Below are 16,610 nucleotides of genomic sequence, written 5' to 3'. Positions count from 1 at the left end.
AAAGCAACGAAACGTATACAAATACTAAAAAGAAAAAAAGGTGATAAACATGAAAGAATCAAATCAACTACAAGAAAGAGCATTAAAACTATTACAAGAACGCGGTGTAACAATTGACGATATTGCTGAACTTGTTCATTTTCTTCAAAAAAAATATCATCCAAATTTAGAGATGTCAGAATGCCGTTACAATGTAGAACGTGTACTATCAAAACGTGAAGTACAAAACGCACTGATTACTGGTATCGAGCTTGATGTCCTTGCTGAAAAGGGAATGCTAAGTGAACCGTTACAAGATATTGTAAAACGTGACGAAGGCTTATACGGAATTGATGAAGTTATCGCACTTTCTATCGTGAATGTGTACGGCTCTATCGGTTTCACGAACTTTGGATATATTGATAAATTAAAACCTGGTATTTTAGAATACTTAAATGATAAATCAACTGGAAAGGTGCACACGTTCCTTGATGATATCGTTGGCGGAATCGCTGCCGCTGCTTCAAGCCGTTTAGCACACCGAGCTGAGCACTCAGAATAATAGTGTTTTCTAGGCCGTCAGGTTCATGCTGACGGTCTTTCATATTCCATCAGCATAAATTCTCTTCCGCGACTCAAAAAAATAGGCCCTTGCTTAAATCCGATATTTTTATATAACGTAATCGCTCTTGTATTAAATGTCGCTACGCTTAATCGAAACATTTTTGCATTAAACTCTTTCGTGGCAAACGCTATTCCAGCTTGGAAGAATTCTTTCCCCATTCCTTTCCCAGTTAACGCCGGCTTCATGCCAAGTCCAATATCAATCACATCTTCTCCACCATATAAATGAGCATCTCTTCCACCTGGTACTTGTGCATTTGCTCCAAAACAAAAATAACCGATGAGGTCTCCTTGATCATCACAACAGCCATAATACGTTCCATCTAATAACTCTTCCATTACTTCTTTCTCGCCTGAAAAACTATATAAATTATATGGTTCCTCGTACGTCCAAGTATTTATCTCATTTGCTTCTACCTCTGTTAATTTATGTATATCCACTTTCTCTTTCCCCCTATTATATTTCTATTAACAATATTCGATATTCATCTTATAATTCATCTTTCTCAATATATTTTTTTAATTTCTCGCTTCATTTTCATGGAAGATTTTTCTTATTATGTTACGATTAAACAGAATCATTATAAATAAGGTGGTGACAATTTGAATTACTTTTCTTATCTCTCCTCAGAAGAACGGCAAAATTTTTTCTATAAAGAACCTCTTAGTTTTTCAAAAAATATAGGAAAAGAACAACTAGCTTACGCACTAGGCGCTACACTATATACTCCTGGCACGAAAGAAACGATTGCGGAAGATATAATTAGCAGGAAACATGTGGATGCTATCTCAATTATTCTTTGTCTAGAGGACGCTATCAGCGATGAGGAAGTAAAACTTGCAGAGCAAAACATCGTCGTTCAAATACAGCAAATCGCTAACTTAGTCAGTGCCAACATACTAAATCAAGCAGACATCCCACTTCTTTTTATTAGAGTTCGACAGCCAAGTCAAATGAAGAAAATTGTTACTGAATTAGGTAGTGCTGTTCATTGTTTATGTGGTTTTGTCTTTCCAAAATTCACACCGATTAACGGAAAGACTTATATCGATCAGCTTGCATATATAAACGAGTTATACTCATTATCGCTATATGGCATGCCGATTTTAGAATCACCCGAAATTATGTATAAGGAAACACGGGCAGAATCATTATTACAAATAAAGGATTTACTAGATTCTTATCACGATTACATCTTAAATGTACGTATTGGTGCTACTGATTTTTCAAGTATATTTAGTATTCGGCGCAATAAATACACACCTATCTATCATATTACTGTTGTCCGTGATTGTATTTCAGACATTATTAACGTTTTCTCAAGGGCAACAAATGAATATATTATTTCAGGATGTGTATGGGAATATTTTTCTAATGATCATGAAGAAGGGCTTATTCAAGAGGTATCACTTGACCATGCAAATGGCTTAATCGGAAAGACAGTTATTCACCCATCTCATATTAAAGTTGTACAGGCAATGCATATCGTCACAATGGAAGATTATTTAGATGCGAGATTAATTTTACAAAATGCAGATACGTATAATGGAGTGCTAAAAAGCAGTTTTTCTAACAAAATGAATGAAGTAAAACCTCATTATGGCTGGGCTCGCAAAACCATTTTAAAATCTAATATTTACGGGGTGCTACATGAAAACAAACAATTCACCGATCTCCTTATTGCAAAAGCAAAGCAACACGTATAACGTTTTAAATAATATACAAGTTCATGTAGAAGTACGTGATAATCCATATAATTTAGCGCTAGACAATCTTTTTCAAATGGCTGCGAGAATAAATAAGAAACGTAGTTTTTTATTTGTGAGTACAATCCTTGGAAAGCATCTTCCTATTAAACCTGCAGTCTCTCTATCAAGTGGAGTTGCTCTCGCTGCAAGATATATGGAAATACTACATAATATTTCTCATCCATTTCAAAAAGAAATTTTAAATCTCATTTCATTAGAAATTGATGAAATCCCAGAGGAAGTATTTCGTTATCAATATCCTCTGCAAAAAGAAGTTTTGTTCATCGGATTCGCTGAAACAGCGACATCACTTGGTCATTCTATGTTTCAATGCTTTCAAAATGCAAAGTATGTACATACAACTAGGGAATCGATACCCCACCTAGAATCTGTCATTACATTTGAGGAAGAACATTCTCATGCAACATCACACCGTTGTTATGTAGATGAAAGCTTTTTTCAAAACAACAATCCAATTGTTCTCGTAGATGATGAGATGACAACAGGAAAAACAGCATTAAATATTATTAGATCTATTCAAAATAAATTCCCACGAGAAGAATATATAATTGCTTCTTTGTTAGACTGGCGTTCTCATACTAATAGAAAACAATTTAAACAATTAGAAAAAGAACTTCAAATTAAGGTTCATGTTATTTCTTTATTAGAAGGCAGTATTCATACAACTGGCCAACCATTAAATATTACAAAAACAGAGATTCAAATTGAAGAAACAAAACCTGATTTCAAAAAACATACCCTTACCTGCCCAAAATCACCCTATACATCAAATTATATAAAATATACTGGGCGATTTGGCATTTCAGCATATGAACAAAAGCACATTCATTCTTTCGCCCAAGAAGCAGGAAAAACTTTAAAAAGAGAAAGAATGGGAAAACGAACACTCTGTCTCGGAACGGGTGAATTTATGTATATCCCAATGAAAATTGCTGCTGAAATGGGTGAAAATATTTTATATCAATCTACAACAAGAAGCCCTATCCATCCTGTTTCAAATGATGTGAACTATGCCATTCATAATCATTTCTCATATCCAAGTCCTGAAGATTCTACTATTACAAATTACTTTTATAATATTTCACCTCATGATTACGATGAAGTATTTGTTTTTATTGAGCGTGATTTAGGAGAAGAAGCCCTGTTTCCTCTTCTACAGCAGTTACAAACAGTTATTCCTTTTATTCATATCGTCTCATTTTCAAATAGCATAGAAAAGGAAGGTTGATAATTATGGTAAAAGTAAATTCTCATATTAGTAGTTACAATCCAAATGATGCTATTTTTCTATTAAAAGATATTAGTGATTTAATGAAAGAAAGTTCCACGGAAACTAGAGAACAAGCAATTCAAGCTGGCACACATTATTCCGAAATGTTACCAATGGAATATAAACCCTCTAAAGCGTATATGGATTTATTCTTTTCTTCCCTGCAACAATACAAACACAAACTAGCCATCGCTGTTGGAGTTGTCGCCGAACAGATTATACAAACTAAAGGAACTAACCTTGTCCTCGTTTCATTAGCTCGTGCTGGTACACCTATTGGCATTCTTATCAAACGCTACATACGCTATCAATACAACCTTGATGTACCTCACTATTGTATTTCTATTGTTCGCGGACGCGGTATTGATGAAAATGCACTCCATTATATTTTGGAACATCACCCTAAAGAAACAATTCAATTCATTGATGGGTGGACTGGAAAAGGTGCAATAAAAAAAGAATTAGAATATGCAGTACACACATTTAACGAACGAAATAATACACACATTTCTCATTGTATGGCTGTGCTTGCTGATCCCGGTTACTGTACTTCAATTTACGGTACACGTGAAGATTTTCTTATTCCTAGCGCTTGCTTAAATGCAACAGTCTCTGGACTAATTAGCCGCACTATACTAAATGACACCTATATCGGTCCAAATGATTTTCATGGTGTTAAATATTATAAAGAGCTAGAGCAAGAAGACTTATCAAATTTCTTCGTTGATGAGGTAACAGATTTATTCCCTTCTGTTCATTCTCATATAGATAATCAATTACGTTATATTACTTCAACTTACACTGATCCCTCTTGGCAAGGATTAAAAGATATACAGTCTATCCAAAATCACTTTGAAATTGACGATATTAACTTAATTAAACCAGGAGTCGGTGAAACAACTCGCGTATTACTCCGGAGAATACCGTGGAAAATTTTAATACGTAAGCAAAACAATCCCGATTTAAAGCATATTTTACTTCTTGCTAAAGAAAAGAATGTCCCTATTGAAATCTATGAGAATATGGCTTATTCATGTTGCGGGCTCATTAAGCCTCTTAAGAGGGAAACGATATGATTTTCGCCAGTGATCTTGATCAGACGCTTATTTATTCCCGGAAATCGTTTCGTGCCCCTATAGAAGATGAATCAATTCAACTCATTGAAACTTTAGATGGGAAAGAAATTTCTTTCATATCACATAAAACCATTTCACTACTAAAAAAATTGCAACTGCACTCACATTTCATCCCAGTTACAACAAGAACTATTGAGCAGTTTCAGCGTATTTCTTTATTCCAAGACGAAATCATTCCCGAATACGCCATTACAAGTAACGGCGGTAATATCCTTCATAACGGTAAACAAGATGGTACTTGGAACAGGATAGTAAAAGAAAGACTATCGTTTGAATGTATAGAGGGAAACGACATACTAAAGGAATTTGGACAAATAGCTCATAAAGATTGGGTTATATCACAAAAAACAGCTGATGATCTATTCCATTATTGCATTATTAAACGGGAGAACATTCCTTATGATGAATTATCATCCTTCACTTCCTGGTTAGACAAACAAGGCTGGAATCATTCACTTCAAGGTAGAAAGCTATACTTTGTACCAAAACCAATTAACAAATGGGACGCCGTGCAATATATAAAAGAAATTTTGCAAATAGATACGATTATTACAGCTGGGGATTCTTTACTTGATTTATGCATGCTTGAAAAGGCGAACCATGCCTTCGCACCACTTCATGGTGAGTTAGGGGCAATGCATGATAACTTACAACCTCATATTTTAAAAACAGACGCAATCGGCATATATGCCGCAGAAGAAATCGTAAATAAATCACTTCAAATTATTCACAGTTCATTACCTACCTCATGATCATAATATGCACAATTGCATACGCACCACAATTAAACAAATGGTACAATCTATTTGAATCGCTGTTGCTACACTTCTTGATTAAAGAAAAGGCGTTAACACGGAAATTAGCGTCTTATCAACCTCAAGCAATTGGCACATTTTGTCATCTTAAAAGACACTCCACGAGTGTCTTTTTTTCTATATCCAACAAGGACTTACTCATTTCAAAGTATAAATACATAAAATAATGTAAATCATTACACGCATGAATCACTTTCTAAAAGTTATAAAGTAGATTCAAAATAAAAAAGCACTCTTAACTAGAGTGCTTTTTACTTTCAAACAAGGAGGCTATATATATGGATAGTACTCTCGTATTTAACTTCGGCATTGGTATTGTCATTATTTTATTTGTCTTTTTTGTACTTTGTATGAGCGGGGTATAAAAAGGCGATTTTCGGGCGTCTTTTTATACATACATATGTATTACTTGACTTCTATAAAGGTAGTAACCATAATAGTTACAGATATACAAATAACTATTCACATATCCACAAATAGGAGGAAGAAAAATGAAACATGTAATCGTTTATGCACACCCGAATACAGAAAGCTTCAACCATGCGATTTTAGAAACGGTAAAAAGTGAATTAGAAGGAAAAGGTCACGAAGTACGCGTTCGCGATCTATACGAATTAAACTTTAATCCAGTATTAGGCGCTTCCGATTTCATCTCATTTTCTAAAGGAAATACACCAGAAGATATTAAAGAAGAACAAGAGCATATCTCTTGGGCTGACAGCATTACATTTATTTATCCAGTTTGGTGGGCGGGACTTCCTGCTATTTTAAAAGGATACGTTGACCGTGTGTTTAGCCATGGATTTGCTTATGCTTACGGTGAAAACGGTATTGAAAAGTTATTAAGCGGTAAAAAAGGATTGTTATTATCTACAATGGGTAATACGAAAAAGGCATACACAGCAGGCGGCATGTTTGATGCAATGAAGAAAACAGCGGATGTTGGTATTTTTGAATTTACAGGCATTGAAACAATTGAGCATACATTCTATACAAGTGTTCCTTCTGTGGATGACAGTGTGCGTAAACAATATCTTGAAGAGGTTAAAGACGTTGTGAATCGTGCATTCTAATAAAATTATATCAGTGATTTTCTAAATATATCAGCGCAACTCATATTATATCAGCGATTTTCTAAATATATCAGCGCAACTCAGATTATATCGGCGATTTTTCAAATATATCGACTTACCGACAAAAATCGACACTAGTCACAACTGAATGTTAGCCCACACCAATCGGGCTGCCCGCAAATATTAGAAAAAAAGCTGTTCCAAAGTTTGGAACAGCTTTCTTCATTACATCTTCTCAATCCACTCCGTCAAGTTATGCACAACTTGCGTTGGTTGTACTTCGTATTCTGTTAACTTCTCCACAGTTGTGACTCCAGTGTGGACAAGAAGGGTATGCATGCCAGCATTTATTCCTGCTAAAATGTCTGTATCGTAGTTATCCCCAACCATTAATGCTTCATTTTTTTCTATGCCAAGTACTTTTAAAGCTTGTTCCATAATGATTGATTCTGGTTTTCCGATAAAGATTGGATCCACACCTGTTGATACTGCTACAACTGATGTTAATGAGCCGTTACCTGGTAATAATCCGCGCTCAGTCGGAATGGCAATGTCTCCATTTGTGGAAATAAACGTTGCGCCGTTACGCACAGCAAGACACGCTTTTGCTAACTTTTCATATGTGATGTCACGATCTAAACCAACAACAACGAAATCAGGATTTTCATCCACAAGTTCAAATCCTTTTTCCACAAGTGCATCGTGTAAGCCTTCTTCACCAATCATATATACAGTTGCGTCTTGTTTACGTTCATAAATGAAGTTCGCAGTCGCCATACTCGTTGTGAACACTTGCTCTGCTTTCGCTGGAATATCGAAACGAACAAGTTTTTCTGCCACTTGTTCTGGTTTACGCGTTGAGTTATTCGTAACGAATAAATAAGGAATGCCGCGCTCTCCTAATGCTTTTACGAAGTCGCTTGCCTCTTCAATTTGTTCTTCTCCGCGATACATCGTACCGTCTAAGTCAATTAAGTAACCTTTATACATCGATTATGTCTCTCCTTCTATGCTAACGTTCTCACCTTATCATACCACTCTTATATTACCCGCTTTTTCCAAAGAAAAAAACGCTTTACCTAAAAGCGCCCCATAACGTTCATTTTTTCTCTTTTACTTGGTAAGAACAACTACAATCGCCCTCACACATATTTGCTAACGTCTTTACATCTGCTCCTGCAAATAAACGCTTATACATCTCTTTTTCATCTTTACATACTTGCGGGAATCTCTCTGCAATTTCCTTTAACGGACAGTTTTGTTTTTCAATTACGAAAGAATTCTCTCCATCTCTCTTTATTTGAACCATATAACCGTTTTTCTCTTGCATAGCTGCTATCTCTTGCACTTTATATGCTAAATTCTTTTGATTACTCACTCTCTTTTGTAACTGTTCTTCCATTCGCTTCGTTCTCTCTTTTAAAACGTAACGAAGTATTTTTTCATCACCCATTCGAGCTAAATCTTCTAGCATATCAATTGCAAATTGCTTATACTCTTTCGGGAATGTATCTTCTCCCTTTTCACTTAATCCATACAAATAAGTTGGTCTTCCGACATGTTGCCTTACCATCTTAGAATAAATGAGTCCGTCTTTCTCAAGATTACTTAAATGTCTTCGGATCGCCATTTCTGTAATCTCTAAAACGTCAGCTAGTTCAGCTACCGTGTGCTCTCCCTTTACTTTCAACAATTGTACAATTTCGTCTTTCGTCGTACGTGCTTCCCCCATACTTCACCCTTCTCCCTTTTCTTTCTCACATACAATATAAGATCCCCAAAAGGCATTCTCTGGGGATCTTATAAGCATAATTATTCTGGTACAAATGCAGATACAGGTCCTAATTCCTTTTCTAAATAACTGCGAACATTTGCTGGGTATTTCTCTACCACTGCAATATGTTTTTGAATCGTCTTATATAATTCATCATGATTCATTTGAATATAGTCTTGCGTAAGCATTTTTCGAAGAAGGATAATTTCTTTCATCCCTTGTCCATCTTCTTCACTTATCACTCGCTCGTCCATTAAAATATCAATAATATCTTCATAGCTTCCTGGATCGCGCATAATAAACCCATCAATCATCGCATTCCCGGCATCTAATACAGTATCAATAATAAGATGGGCTATGCGCTCTAATGCGTAAAATTCAAACTCGGTTTCATATATCTTTTTCTCTTGAAATGTACTTGTTGCTCGTTCTAAACATACTAGCATTTGTTCTATTTTCTTTCTGTCTACAAAATACATGAATGTCACCTACCTGGAAATTAAAGCATTTACATTTTAATTGTAACGCTTTCTTCTGAAAAAATCGACAATTTTTCGAATTCACCTTTTCTCCGTTATTTGTTATAGTTATATTTGTATGATTTTTGAAATTGGAGGAATGGAATCTTGGAACGTGAACTCGCACTAGAAATTGTCCGTGTAACAGAAGCAGCAGCCTTAGCATCCGCACAGTGGATGGGCCGCGGAAAGAAAAATGAAGCAGATGATGCAGCAACTACAGCAATGCGTGATATGTTCGATTCAGTAAACATGGCAGGTACAGTTGTAATTGGTGAAGGAGAACTTGATGAAGCACCGATGTTGTATATTGGTGAAGAACTAGGAACAGGTAACGGTCCAGAAGTAGACATCGCCGTTGATCCATTAGAAGGTACAAACATCGTTGCAAAAGGTCTTGCAAATGCAATGGCAGTTATTGCAATCGCAGACAAAGGGAACCTTCTTCATGCTCCTGATATGTACATGGAAAAAATCGCGGTTGGTCCAAAAGCAGCTGGTAAAATTAGCTTAGATGATCCAATTGAAAAAACAATTGAAATTGTAGCAGAAGCTAACAATAAAAAGATTCGCGATCTAACAGTTATCGTTCAAGAACGTGAACGTCATCAAGATATTATTGACCGTGTTCGTGCAAAAGGTGCACGCGTAAAATTATTTGGTGACGGTGATGTTGGTGCGTCAATCGCAACAGCACTACCTGGAACGGGTATCGACTTATTCGTAGGTATTGGCGGAGCTCCAGAAGGTGTTATTTCTGCAGCAGCATTAAAATGCCTTGAAGGTGAAATGCAAGCTCGTTTAGTTCCAATGAACGAAGAAGAAGAAGCTCGTTGTCGTGAAATGGGATTAGAAGATCCTCGTCAACTTCTTATGTTAGATGACTTAGTATCTGGGGATGATGCAATCTTCTCAGCAACTGGTGTATCTGCTGGTGAGTTATTAGACGGTGTTAAATTCCTTGGTGGAGATTTAGCTGAAACATACTCTATCGTAATGCGTTACAAAACAAGAACAGTACGATTCATTAAAACACATCACCATTTAGATCATAAGCCACACTTAAACTTAGATATTTAATAAAGGAGCCATGTGTATGGAAGAACGTTTCTTTCTGTACGACGATACTGTCGCTACAAAAACGCGTTTCGTTAGCTTTATGGGAGAAAATGAGCGTCACGATTTAGCGCTTTTATACTCTGATCGTCATTACGGTAAAACAATTGTCCTTGATATGCAGCGCAATAAATTTGCAATCATCGGCGCTGACGATTTAAACGAACCAGGCTACTTAGAGCACGCATTTTCTATGACTGAAGAAATTGCAGAAGAACTACGCTCATTTTTATTTGAACTTATATAATTTATCTTAGGCACCAGCTGTTTTAGCTGGTGTTTTTTCATTGTAAGTGTTTTTAATTTTCAAACTAATATGTTATAATTAAGAATAAATCTATTTGGATAGAAAGGACGTTATCTACGTATGCCAACATTTACTTTGTAATGGACCAGCAATTGGATAGCATTACTCTCAAAAAAGCACCACGCTTTTTCAAGGGAGTAGTCTGCCCATTCCCATTACAAAGGAACGTAACGCATCTGTAGTATGATGTTTACGGAGGTTCCTAAGGGAACCTCCTTTTATTTTTGTCTTTTTCTCATGTCTTCATACTACAAGACATCCAAATAGCTGTATTACGTTCCTTTGCCACTACTATAAGAGGTGAAGGAAAATGCAGAAAGTACAACTTTCTTGGAGTTTATATGAAAATGAACAAAACACAATCGAAAAGTATTGTAAAAATTGCAGACGCACTACCCTATTTACCGACACAAATATTCGTAGGCATAACGCCAACGGAAAAAACATATACCGCTTTGCCATTTATAAATGTCCGAAAGATCATACGTGGAATCAAAAACTGCGTATTTATAAATCATTTACTGATCACGTTGAAACAGTCGATATGACGCAGCAAGATCAAGCCGAAACAACTACTACTATTTCCATTATGCAACATAAAGAAAACGGCATAGCTAAAATCACGATCGTATTAGACATCGTTTTCGGTTCCCACCGCATCGATAAAGCCTTATCCACATATATTTCCGACTGGAGCCGTACACTCATTGTGGATAAAATTAAAAATGGGGATATTCAATTGAATGGACAACAAATGAAGCCAAATACAATACTATCTGAAGGAGATTATATCTCGATTTGTTTATAATGCAAAAAATCCTCTTACAATCGTAAGAGGATTTTTTTATTTCTTCACTTTTCGCAATACGAAGTGTGCACAACCGAAGTTACAGTACTCGTATAAATACTCCGTTAACGTACTAATTTTCGTATCATATGTCGCACGCTGGTTACTATCATCAAAGAATCCGCGCAGTCTAAGTTGCTCATATCCCCAGTCTCCAACGATATAATCATATTTATTTAAAATTTCTGCATAGCGCTCTTTAAATGCTTCTTCACTAAAACCGTCACGAAAGTTTTTAATTACTTCGTACTGAACATTATTAATGCTCACCGTAGCATGAATCTCTTGCTTTTGCTCCATCATTAACTTCCTCTCTAAGCATTCTTCTTTTTATCGTATCACAAAGCATAACAACCAACAATTTCAAATACAAAAAATTGAAAATTAGTACATGCTATGGAGAAGGAGGTGATACATCGTGAAAAAACAAATTTTACTTTCCCTTCTCACTATTTCCTTATTTGCAGGCTGCCAATCAGCGAACAAAGCTGAAATGGAACGTGAAGAAGGAAGCCGTGTTCTTGTTTCCAATAAAAATGACATGTATCATACGGAAAATACAAATACACGGCTCACAAGGGTCGGCTATTCATCTAAACAAAAGCATGAAGTATCTAACAAACAAGTAGGAGCCATTAACCGTGAGAAAGTTGCTGAAATGATTACAAGTATGACAGTCAAACTTCCTGACGTTACAAACGCTGCTACGCTCGTTACCGATGATGAAGTATTTGTTGTATACCGTGCAAACACAACGGATCCAAAACTCGTAGCAGATCAAGTATATAGAGCTGCTTTGTCCATCGTCCCTCGCTATTATAAAGCATATGTATCAACAGACCAAAAGTTGATTTCCCAAATTCAAGGTCTTCAATCTGGCGCATTAAATGATACAGAATATACGCAAAGCCTCGATATGCTAAAACGTGAAATGAGTAAAAATCCTCATTTGAACAATACGGGAGATCAGACTTTGAATGATATGATTAAAAAGTAAAACAGGTGGAGAAAATCTCCACCTGTTTTACTTTTTATTTTTTATTACGATTCGCATAAACCTCCATCGCATCACACATAAATTGCGCTAACCCCTCACCAAACTTATCGATATTTTTCGTGAAGCGCTCATCAGCGACGTACATTTGACCGAGTCCTTTAAAAGCATCTAATGAATATGCACCGAAGTTTTGCAAGTAATCGTACCACACTCCAATTGCTTCTTGTGCCTCTTTAGAATCTGGTGCTCCGTGTCTAAGCGCTGCTAAATTTCTATAAATAGCATTAAACTCCTCTTGGTTCTCTTTTGACATACCTTTTGCATATTCGTTCGCTTTATCTACAGCTGCATCTCCCCATTTTTCACGTGCTTCTTCTTCATATGGGTTATGGCTGAAATCGAATCCTTCAAATTTCTCTTTGTTCGTCATTTCAATCTCTCCTTTTGTATGCTGAATTGTTTTATCAATCGTCGCAATCACTTTATCTAATCTAGCACGCTTTTCAAGAAGCATTTTCTTATGAAGCTCTAGTGCCTCTTCGCGATCAAATGATGGACTCATGATAATCTCTTTAATTTTTTTCAAAGGGAAGCCAAGCTCTTTAAAAAACAAAATTTGCTGCAATGTCTCTAAATTTTCATTGGAATACAGACGATATCCAGACTCTGTCGTCTCGTCTGGGGTTAACAACCCAATTTCATCGTAATGATGCAGTGTGCGCACACTAATTCCAACTAAATCAGCTACTTCTTTTACTCTCATTGTCATTTGTATCTCCCCCTTAGTACATACGATAAAGTATGACGCAACGTTAGAGTCAATAAGTAAATTCATTTTATCTTAAAAAGTTTCATCTCTCCTATATTTGATGCATAATAGTTATGTACATATATTAGAAAGCGGTGAAAGTATGGTTTCAAATACTGTAATTGCCAGCATCATCTTTCAACTCATTGTCTCGATTCTGGTCCCAATTATTGTACTCGTTTATTTCCGTAAAAAATATAATATGAATTGGAAAGTAGTCGGCATTGGTGTTCTTATCTTTATCGGATTTACTCAAATTCTTGAAACACCATTCCACCTATTTATGCGCGGTAATCCAACAATCGCTCCATTTTTAGAAAATCCGTTTGGCTTCGCAATTTATGGCGGATTGACTGCTGGTATTTTTGAAGAATTAGGACGCTTCGTTGCCTTCTTCTTCTTACTAAAAAAATATCTAGAATATAAAGATGGCTTCGCTTATGGAATTGGTCACGGCGGAATTGAATCTATTTTAATTGGCGGTTTTTCTGCATTACAAGCATTAATCTTTGCTAATTCTATTAACGATGGTAGCTTCGCTCGACTGATTGAACAAAAACCCGAGCTGAGCATTTTACAGGACATGTTAATTCAGCAACCTGCCTACTTATACTTCCTTGGTAGCTTAGAAAGAATTATGGCACTCGTGCTTCAAATTGCCTTTACAATGCTTGTTTTATACGCAGTAAAACAGAAGAAATATATCTTCCTAGTATACGCTATACTATTCCACGCATTTGTAGACTTTTTCGCGGCACTTTACCAAACAAAAACAATCAATATCTTCGTTGCAGAAGGAATTACACTTCTTTGTACAATTGGCGCTGTCGTTCTTATTCGCAAAATGAAAGCGAAATTAATGAGTGTACCGGAGTAAAAAATAAACCACCGATTGGTGGTTTATTTTTTATGGATTGTCGCAATTATGATAGCTTTTTCCTTCTTGCAGCTCCCTCTTTGTTTCTGCATCTATAACGATATATTTATGAAACTCTTCTACTTCATTTTGAGAAAAGGAAGCAAAAAAATAAACTTGGCGATCAGGATGAACAAAAAAATCTTGAAGCATCACACTACTCCGACAACCCACGGCTGTTTTTTGTAGGAAAGAAAATTCTTCATCGGGCACTTCTTTAAATAAGATTTTTTTTCGAACACTATATGCTGCATTATTGTATTCTTTATAAATTTTCTTATCTAACTGTTTATAAAAAATATCCTCACTCACAAATGACTTATTTCGATTGCTTGGATAATTTACTTTTTGATTCGACTCTGCATAAGTTGTGGACAAGTGTATAAAAAAAACAAAGACTAACTACAATACATATCATTTTATTCATGATTGCACCTCAAATGTTCATTATCCACATTACTTTTCCACATATTTAAATCCATATGCCGTTTTCCAAGAAAAAGGAATTATTTCCACATTTGTCGAAGTATATAGCGTCAACTTGAAAGATGGGGATGAATTATGAAGAGAATTATTGTAATACGACATTGTTCAGCAACTGGGCAAAAACGTGATGCTGAATTAACGACCGATGGAAAAGACCAAGCAAATACCCTTGCTACATTTCTCTTAGAAAATCATCTACAAATCGATCATATTATTTCAAGCCCATTTGTCCGAGCTATCGATTCCATTCGGCCCTATGCGCTCCAAGCTAACTTATCTATCCAAGAAGATGAACGATTAACTGAACGCATATTGAGCAACGTTCCAATGGATGATTGGATGCAAAAACTAGAATCTACTTTTACAAATATAGATATTGCCTTTTCAGGCGGAGAGTCAACAAAACAAGCAACAGACCGTGCCATATCGCTTATTCAAGACGTTTTACAATTAAACCATACAACAACACTACTTGTTACACATGGCAATTTACTTACGCTCATTTTAAAGCATTTTAATCATACGATTGGCTTTAATGAATGGAGAACTTTAACGAATCCTGATATTTACGAAATTACAATCGACGAACAATGTATCATAAAACGCTTATGGGAAGCATCGTCTAAGTAATATCCCTTTCCAAAACATTCAGTTGACGCCACGAGAAGAAACTGTACTAATAATAGAAAGGGGTATCACTCCATATGTACGAAGATGTACTTGCTCTACTACATAAAACAAATGTTTCTTATGAAAAATTTGAACACGAACCAGTACTCGATTATGAGACAGATCGGATTGTACGTGAGAGACTCGGCTTACAAGGCACTCCAAGTAAAAGCTTATTTTTAAAATCAAAGTCTGGAGATTATTACGTATTTTTTACGTTAGAGGGCACAAGGCTCAACCGGGGAGAGATGAAAGAACTAACAGGAGAACGCTTATCTCTCTGTTCTCCTGATGAACTGCGAGACAAAACTGGTTGTACGCCGGGATGTGTGGCTCCTTTCGGATATTCACACGATGTAACAATTATTGTGGATAACGCTATTTATACGTACGATAAAATTTTAATTACACCTGGTGTACCTGAATTTACAATTGAATTATCCACAGAAGAATTAAAAAAGATTTTATTAACATGTCCAAATACCGTTTTAGAGTATAAACAAAAAGAGAGCTAATCGTTAGCTCTCTTTTTTCATTATTTAGCTTCTGCTGTTTTTTCTTTTGCAGAACGTACTTGCTCATCCGCATGGTAAGAAGAACGCACAAGTGGGCCAGCTTCACAGTGGCTAAATCCTTTGCTAAGTGCAATTTCTTTAAGCTCTGCAAATTCTGCTGGTGGGTAATATTTAAGAACTGGTAAGTGCTTCTTAGATGGTTGTAGGTATTGCCCAAGAGTTAAAATATCCACATTGTTTGCACGTAAGTCATCCATTGCTTCAATTAAATCTTCTCTCGTTTCACCTAAGCCCACCATAATGCTCGATTTAGTTGGAATATCAGGCTGCATTTCTTTCGCTCGACGTAAAAACTCTAATGAACGTTCATATTTTGCTCTAGCGCGAACTCGGTCAGATAATCGACGTACTGTTTCAATGTTATGGTTTAAAATATCTGGTTTTGCATCCATTAACATTTTTAAGTTTTCTTCTACTCCACCCATATCAGATGGTAATACTTCGATAGACGTGAATGGGTTTTTACGACGTACTGCTCGTACTGTTTCAGCAAAAACAGCTGCTCCCCCGTCCTTTAAATCATCACGTGCAACCGCTGTTATAACAACGTGCTTTAAGCCCATTTGTACTACTGAATCTGCCACGCGTTCTGGTTCTTGTAAATCAAGCTCAGTTGGTAAGCCTGTTTTAACCGCACAAAAACGACAAGCACGTGTACAAACCGCACCTAAAATCATAAATGTTGCTGTTTTTCTTACAGCCCAGCATTCATGAATATTCGGACATTTTGCTTCCTCACAAACTGTATGAAGATTTTTAGAACGCATCATTTTCTTTAAGCCTGTATAGTTTTCATTCGTGTTTAACTTAATTTTCAACCATTCGGGCTTGCGCTTATATTCTGTTTGTTTTGTCATGGTTATCAACTCCGCACAATATGAAATAGTTTACCGTGTTCGCTTCTTTCAATGTAACATATCTATTCTAACG

20 protein-coding genes and 1 pseudogene are annotated in these 16,610 nt (G+C 36.0%); 13 read left to right on the top strand and 8 right to left on the bottom strand.

What is annotated here, in order from left to right; genetic code table 11:
• The first annotated feature begins 49 nt into the window (after positions 1 to 49).
• A complete protein-coding gene (locus tag D1166_RS10060; protein ID WP_000665094.1) occupies positions 50 to 541 on the top strand; it encodes a phosphatidylglycerophosphatase A family protein in 492 nt (163 codons plus the stop codon).
• A gap of 23 nt (positions 542 to 564) precedes the next feature.
• On the opposite strand, the gene D1166_RS10055 is transcribed toward D1166_RS10060, so the two are convergent.
• Positions 565 to 1,044, bottom strand: coding sequence for a GNAT family N-acetyltransferase (locus tag D1166_RS10055; RefSeq protein WP_000351155.1), 480 nt, complete (start codon positions 1,042 to 1,044; stop codon positions 565 to 567).
• A gap of 162 nt (positions 1,045 to 1,206) precedes the next feature.
• On the opposite strand from D1166_RS10055, the gene D1166_RS10050 reads away from it, so the two are divergent.
• From D1166_RS10050 to D1166_RS10025, 5 genes are all read left to right on the top strand, one after another.
• Positions 1,207 to 2,310 carry an HpcH/HpaI aldolase/citrate lyase family protein gene (locus D1166_RS10050; RefSeq protein WP_098283956.1) on the top strand — a complete coding sequence of 368 codons (1,104 nt, stop codon included), beginning with the start codon at positions 1,207 to 1,209 and terminating at the stop codon, positions 2,308 to 2,310.
• Positions 2,255 to 3,601: a phosphoribosyltransferase family protein gene (locus tag D1166_RS10045; RefSeq protein WP_098283955.1), complete on the top strand. Its 1,347-nt coding sequence runs from the start codon at positions 2,255 to 2,257 to the stop codon at positions 3,599 to 3,601. The genes D1166_RS10050 and D1166_RS10045 overlap by 56 nt, the downstream gene beginning before the upstream one ends.
• Before the next feature lie 5 nt (positions 3,602 to 3,606).
• The gene (locus D1166_RS10040) at positions 3,607 to 4,719 is read left to right on the top strand and encodes a cysteine protease StiP family protein (protein ID WP_000241502.1); all 1,113 of its coding nucleotides are present in this window, start codon (positions 3,607 to 3,609) and stop codon (positions 4,717 to 4,719) included.
• The gene (locus tag D1166_RS10035) at positions 4,716 to 5,531 is read left to right on the top strand and encodes an HAD family hydrolase (RefSeq protein ID WP_000575383.1); all 816 of its coding nucleotides are present in this window, start codon (positions 4,716 to 4,718) and stop codon (positions 5,529 to 5,531) included. The genes D1166_RS10040 and D1166_RS10035 overlap by 4 nt, the downstream gene beginning before the upstream one ends.
• A 554-nt stretch (positions 5,532 to 6,085) precedes the next feature.
• Positions 6,086 to 6,667: an NAD(P)H-dependent oxidoreductase gene (locus D1166_RS10025; RefSeq protein ID WP_098283954.1), complete on the top strand. Its 582-nt coding sequence runs from the start codon at positions 6,086 to 6,088 to the stop codon at positions 6,665 to 6,667.
• Positions 6,668 to 6,892: 225 nt separating this feature from the next.
• On the opposite strand, the gene D1166_RS10020 is transcribed toward D1166_RS10025, so the two are convergent.
• The 3 genes from D1166_RS10020 to D1166_RS10010 form a co-directional block, all read right to left on the bottom strand.
• Complete coding sequence (locus D1166_RS10020; RefSeq protein ID WP_000276467.1) at positions 6,893 to 7,657, bottom strand: TIGR01457 family HAD-type hydrolase; 765 nt, start codon at positions 7,655 to 7,657, stop codon at positions 6,893 to 6,895.
• Between the two features lie 109 nt (positions 7,658 to 7,766).
• A complete protein-coding gene (locus D1166_RS10015) occupies positions 7,767 to 8,399 on the bottom strand; it encodes a helix-turn-helix transcriptional regulator (RefSeq protein WP_000503350.1) in 633 nt (210 codons plus the stop codon).
• Positions 8,400 to 8,479: 80 nt separating this feature from the next.
• Positions 8,480 to 8,920: a DUF86 domain-containing protein gene (locus D1166_RS10010; RefSeq protein ID WP_000274008.1), complete on the bottom strand. Its 441-nt coding sequence runs from the start codon at positions 8,918 to 8,920 to the stop codon at positions 8,480 to 8,482.
• Positions 8,921 to 9,067: 147 nt separating this feature from the next.
• On the opposite strand from D1166_RS10010, the gene glpX reads away from it, so the two are divergent.
• From glpX to D1166_RS09995, 3 genes are all read left to right on the top strand, one after another.
• Complete coding sequence (gene glpX / locus D1166_RS10005; RefSeq protein ID WP_000439090.1) at positions 9,068 to 10,039, top strand: class II fructose-bisphosphatase; 972 nt, start codon at positions 9,068 to 9,070, stop codon at positions 10,037 to 10,039.
• A 16-nt stretch (positions 10,040 to 10,055) separates the two neighbouring features.
• Positions 10,056 to 10,322, top strand: coding sequence for a DUF3055 domain-containing protein (locus tag D1166_RS10000; RefSeq protein ID WP_000392606.1), 267 nt, complete (start codon positions 10,056 to 10,058; stop codon positions 10,320 to 10,322).
• 370 nt (positions 10,323 to 10,692) lie between these two features.
• Positions 10,693 to 11,190 carry a cytoplasmic protein gene (locus D1166_RS09995; RefSeq protein WP_053514370.1) on the top strand — a complete coding sequence of 166 codons (498 nt, stop codon included), beginning with the start codon at positions 10,693 to 10,695 and terminating at the stop codon, positions 11,188 to 11,190.
• Between the two features lie 36 nt (positions 11,191 to 11,226).
• On the opposite strand, the gene D1166_RS09990 is transcribed toward D1166_RS09995, so the two are convergent.
• Complete coding sequence (locus D1166_RS09990) at positions 11,227 to 11,529, bottom strand: YutD family protein (protein ID WP_000435943.1); 303 nt, start codon at positions 11,527 to 11,529, stop codon at positions 11,227 to 11,229.
• A gap of 118 nt (positions 11,530 to 11,647) precedes the next feature.
• Here D1166_RS09990 and D1166_RS09985 point away from each other — a divergent pair, with 118 nt between their 5' ends.
• The gene (locus tag D1166_RS09985; RefSeq protein ID WP_000744128.1) at positions 11,648 to 12,226 is read left to right on the top strand and encodes a YhcN/YlaJ family sporulation lipoprotein; all 579 of its coding nucleotides are present in this window, start codon (positions 11,648 to 11,650) and stop codon (positions 12,224 to 12,226) included.
• Between the two features lie 34 nt (positions 12,227 to 12,260).
• On the opposite strand, the gene D1166_RS09980 is transcribed toward D1166_RS09985, so the two are convergent.
• A complete protein-coding gene (locus tag D1166_RS09980; protein WP_000178768.1) occupies positions 12,261 to 12,995 on the bottom strand; it encodes a MerR family transcriptional regulator in 735 nt (244 codons plus the stop codon).
• A gap of 100 nt (positions 12,996 to 13,095) precedes the next feature.
• Here D1166_RS09980 and D1166_RS09975 point away from each other — a divergent pair, with 100 nt between their 5' ends.
• Complete coding sequence (locus D1166_RS09975; RefSeq protein WP_118043301.1) at positions 13,096 to 13,911, top strand: YhfC family intramembrane metalloprotease; 816 nt, start codon at positions 13,096 to 13,098, stop codon at positions 13,909 to 13,911.
• 30 nt (positions 13,912 to 13,941) lie between these two features.
• On the opposite strand, the pseudogene D1166_RS09970 reads toward D1166_RS09975, so the two are convergent.
• Positions 13,942 to 14,377: pseudogene (locus tag D1166_RS09970) on the bottom strand (hypothetical protein).
• A 134-nt stretch (positions 14,378 to 14,511) separates the two neighbouring features.
• On the opposite strand from D1166_RS09970, the gene D1166_RS09965 reads away from it, so the two are divergent.
• Complete coding sequence (locus D1166_RS09965; protein WP_098283952.1) at positions 14,512 to 15,066, top strand: histidine phosphatase family protein; 555 nt, start codon at positions 14,512 to 14,514, stop codon at positions 15,064 to 15,066.
• Positions 15,067 to 15,140: 74 nt separating this feature from the next.
• Entirely contained in the window at positions 15,141 to 15,620 is a 480-nt protein-coding gene (locus D1166_RS09960; RefSeq protein WP_000272747.1) for a YbaK/EbsC family protein, read from the top strand.
• A 20-nt stretch (positions 15,621 to 15,640) separates the two neighbouring features.
• Here the strand turns inward: D1166_RS09960 and lipA are convergent, their stop codons facing one another.
• Complete coding sequence (gene lipA / locus D1166_RS09955) at positions 15,641 to 16,537, bottom strand: lipoyl synthase (protein WP_000166372.1); 897 nt, start codon at positions 16,535 to 16,537, stop codon at positions 15,641 to 15,643.
• Positions 16,538 to 16,610 lie beyond the last annotated feature (73 nt).

Source organism: Bacillus sp. ISO11 (genome assembly GCF_003458115.1).
Lineage (GTDB): Bacteria > Bacillota > Bacilli > Bacillales > Bacillaceae_G > Bacillus_A > Bacillus_A cereus.
Note: the sequence above shows the minus strand (reverse complement) of the source record. Positions and strands in the feature narration are given on the sequence as shown.

Coding starts and splice junctions, on each gene's coding strand:
- D1166_RS10010 (WP_000274008.1), bottom strand. CDS start 8,920: ATGTATTTTGTAGACAGAAAGAAAATAGAACAAATGCTAGTATGTTTA.
- D1166_RS09995 (WP_053514370.1), top strand. CDS start 10,693: ATGCAGAAAGTACAACTTTCTTGGAGTTTATATGAAAATGAACAAAAC.
- D1166_RS10015 (WP_000503350.1), bottom strand. CDS start 8,399: ATGGGGGAAGCACGTACGACGAAAGACGAAATTGTACAATTGTTGAAA.
- D1166_RS10025 (WP_098283954.1), top strand. CDS start 6,086: ATGAAACATGTAATCGTTTATGCACACCCGAATACAGAAAGCTTCAAC.
- D1166_RS09960 (WP_000272747.1), top strand. CDS start 15,141: ATGTACGAAGATGTACTTGCTCTACTACATAAAACAAATGTTTCTTAT.
- lipA (WP_000166372.1), bottom strand. CDS start 16,537: ATGACAAAACAAACAGAATATAAGCGCAAGCCCGAATGGTTGAAAATT.
- D1166_RS09980 (WP_000178768.1), bottom strand. CDS start 12,995: ATGACAATGAGAGTAAAAGAAGTAGCTGATTTAGTTGGAATTAGTGTG.
- D1166_RS09965 (WP_098283952.1), top strand. CDS start 14,512: ATGAAGAGAATTATTGTAATACGACATTGTTCAGCAACTGGGCAAAAA.
- D1166_RS10045 (WP_098283955.1), top strand. CDS start 2,255: ATGAAAACAAACAATTCACCGATCTCCTTATTGCAAAAGCAAAGCAAC.
- D1166_RS10060 (WP_000665094.1), top strand. CDS start 50: ATGAAAGAATCAAATCAACTACAAGAAAGAGCATTAAAACTATTACAA.
- D1166_RS10035 (WP_000575383.1), top strand. CDS start 4,716: ATGATTTTCGCCAGTGATCTTGATCAGACGCTTATTTATTCCCGGAAA.
- D1166_RS09990 (WP_000435943.1), bottom strand. CDS start 11,529: ATGGAGCAAAAGCAAGAGATTCATGCTACGGTGAGCATTAATAATGTT.
- D1166_RS10020 (WP_000276467.1), bottom strand. CDS start 7,657: ATGTATAAAGGTTACTTAATTGACTTAGACGGTACGATGTATCGCGGA.
- D1166_RS09975 (WP_118043301.1), top strand. CDS start 13,096: ATGCATAATAGTTATGTACATATATTAGAAAGCGGTGAAAGTATGGTT.
- D1166_RS10000 (WP_000392606.1), top strand. CDS start 10,056: ATGGAAGAACGTTTCTTTCTGTACGACGATACTGTCGCTACAAAAACG.
- D1166_RS10040 (WP_000241502.1), top strand. CDS start 3,607: ATGGTAAAAGTAAATTCTCATATTAGTAGTTACAATCCAAATGATGCT.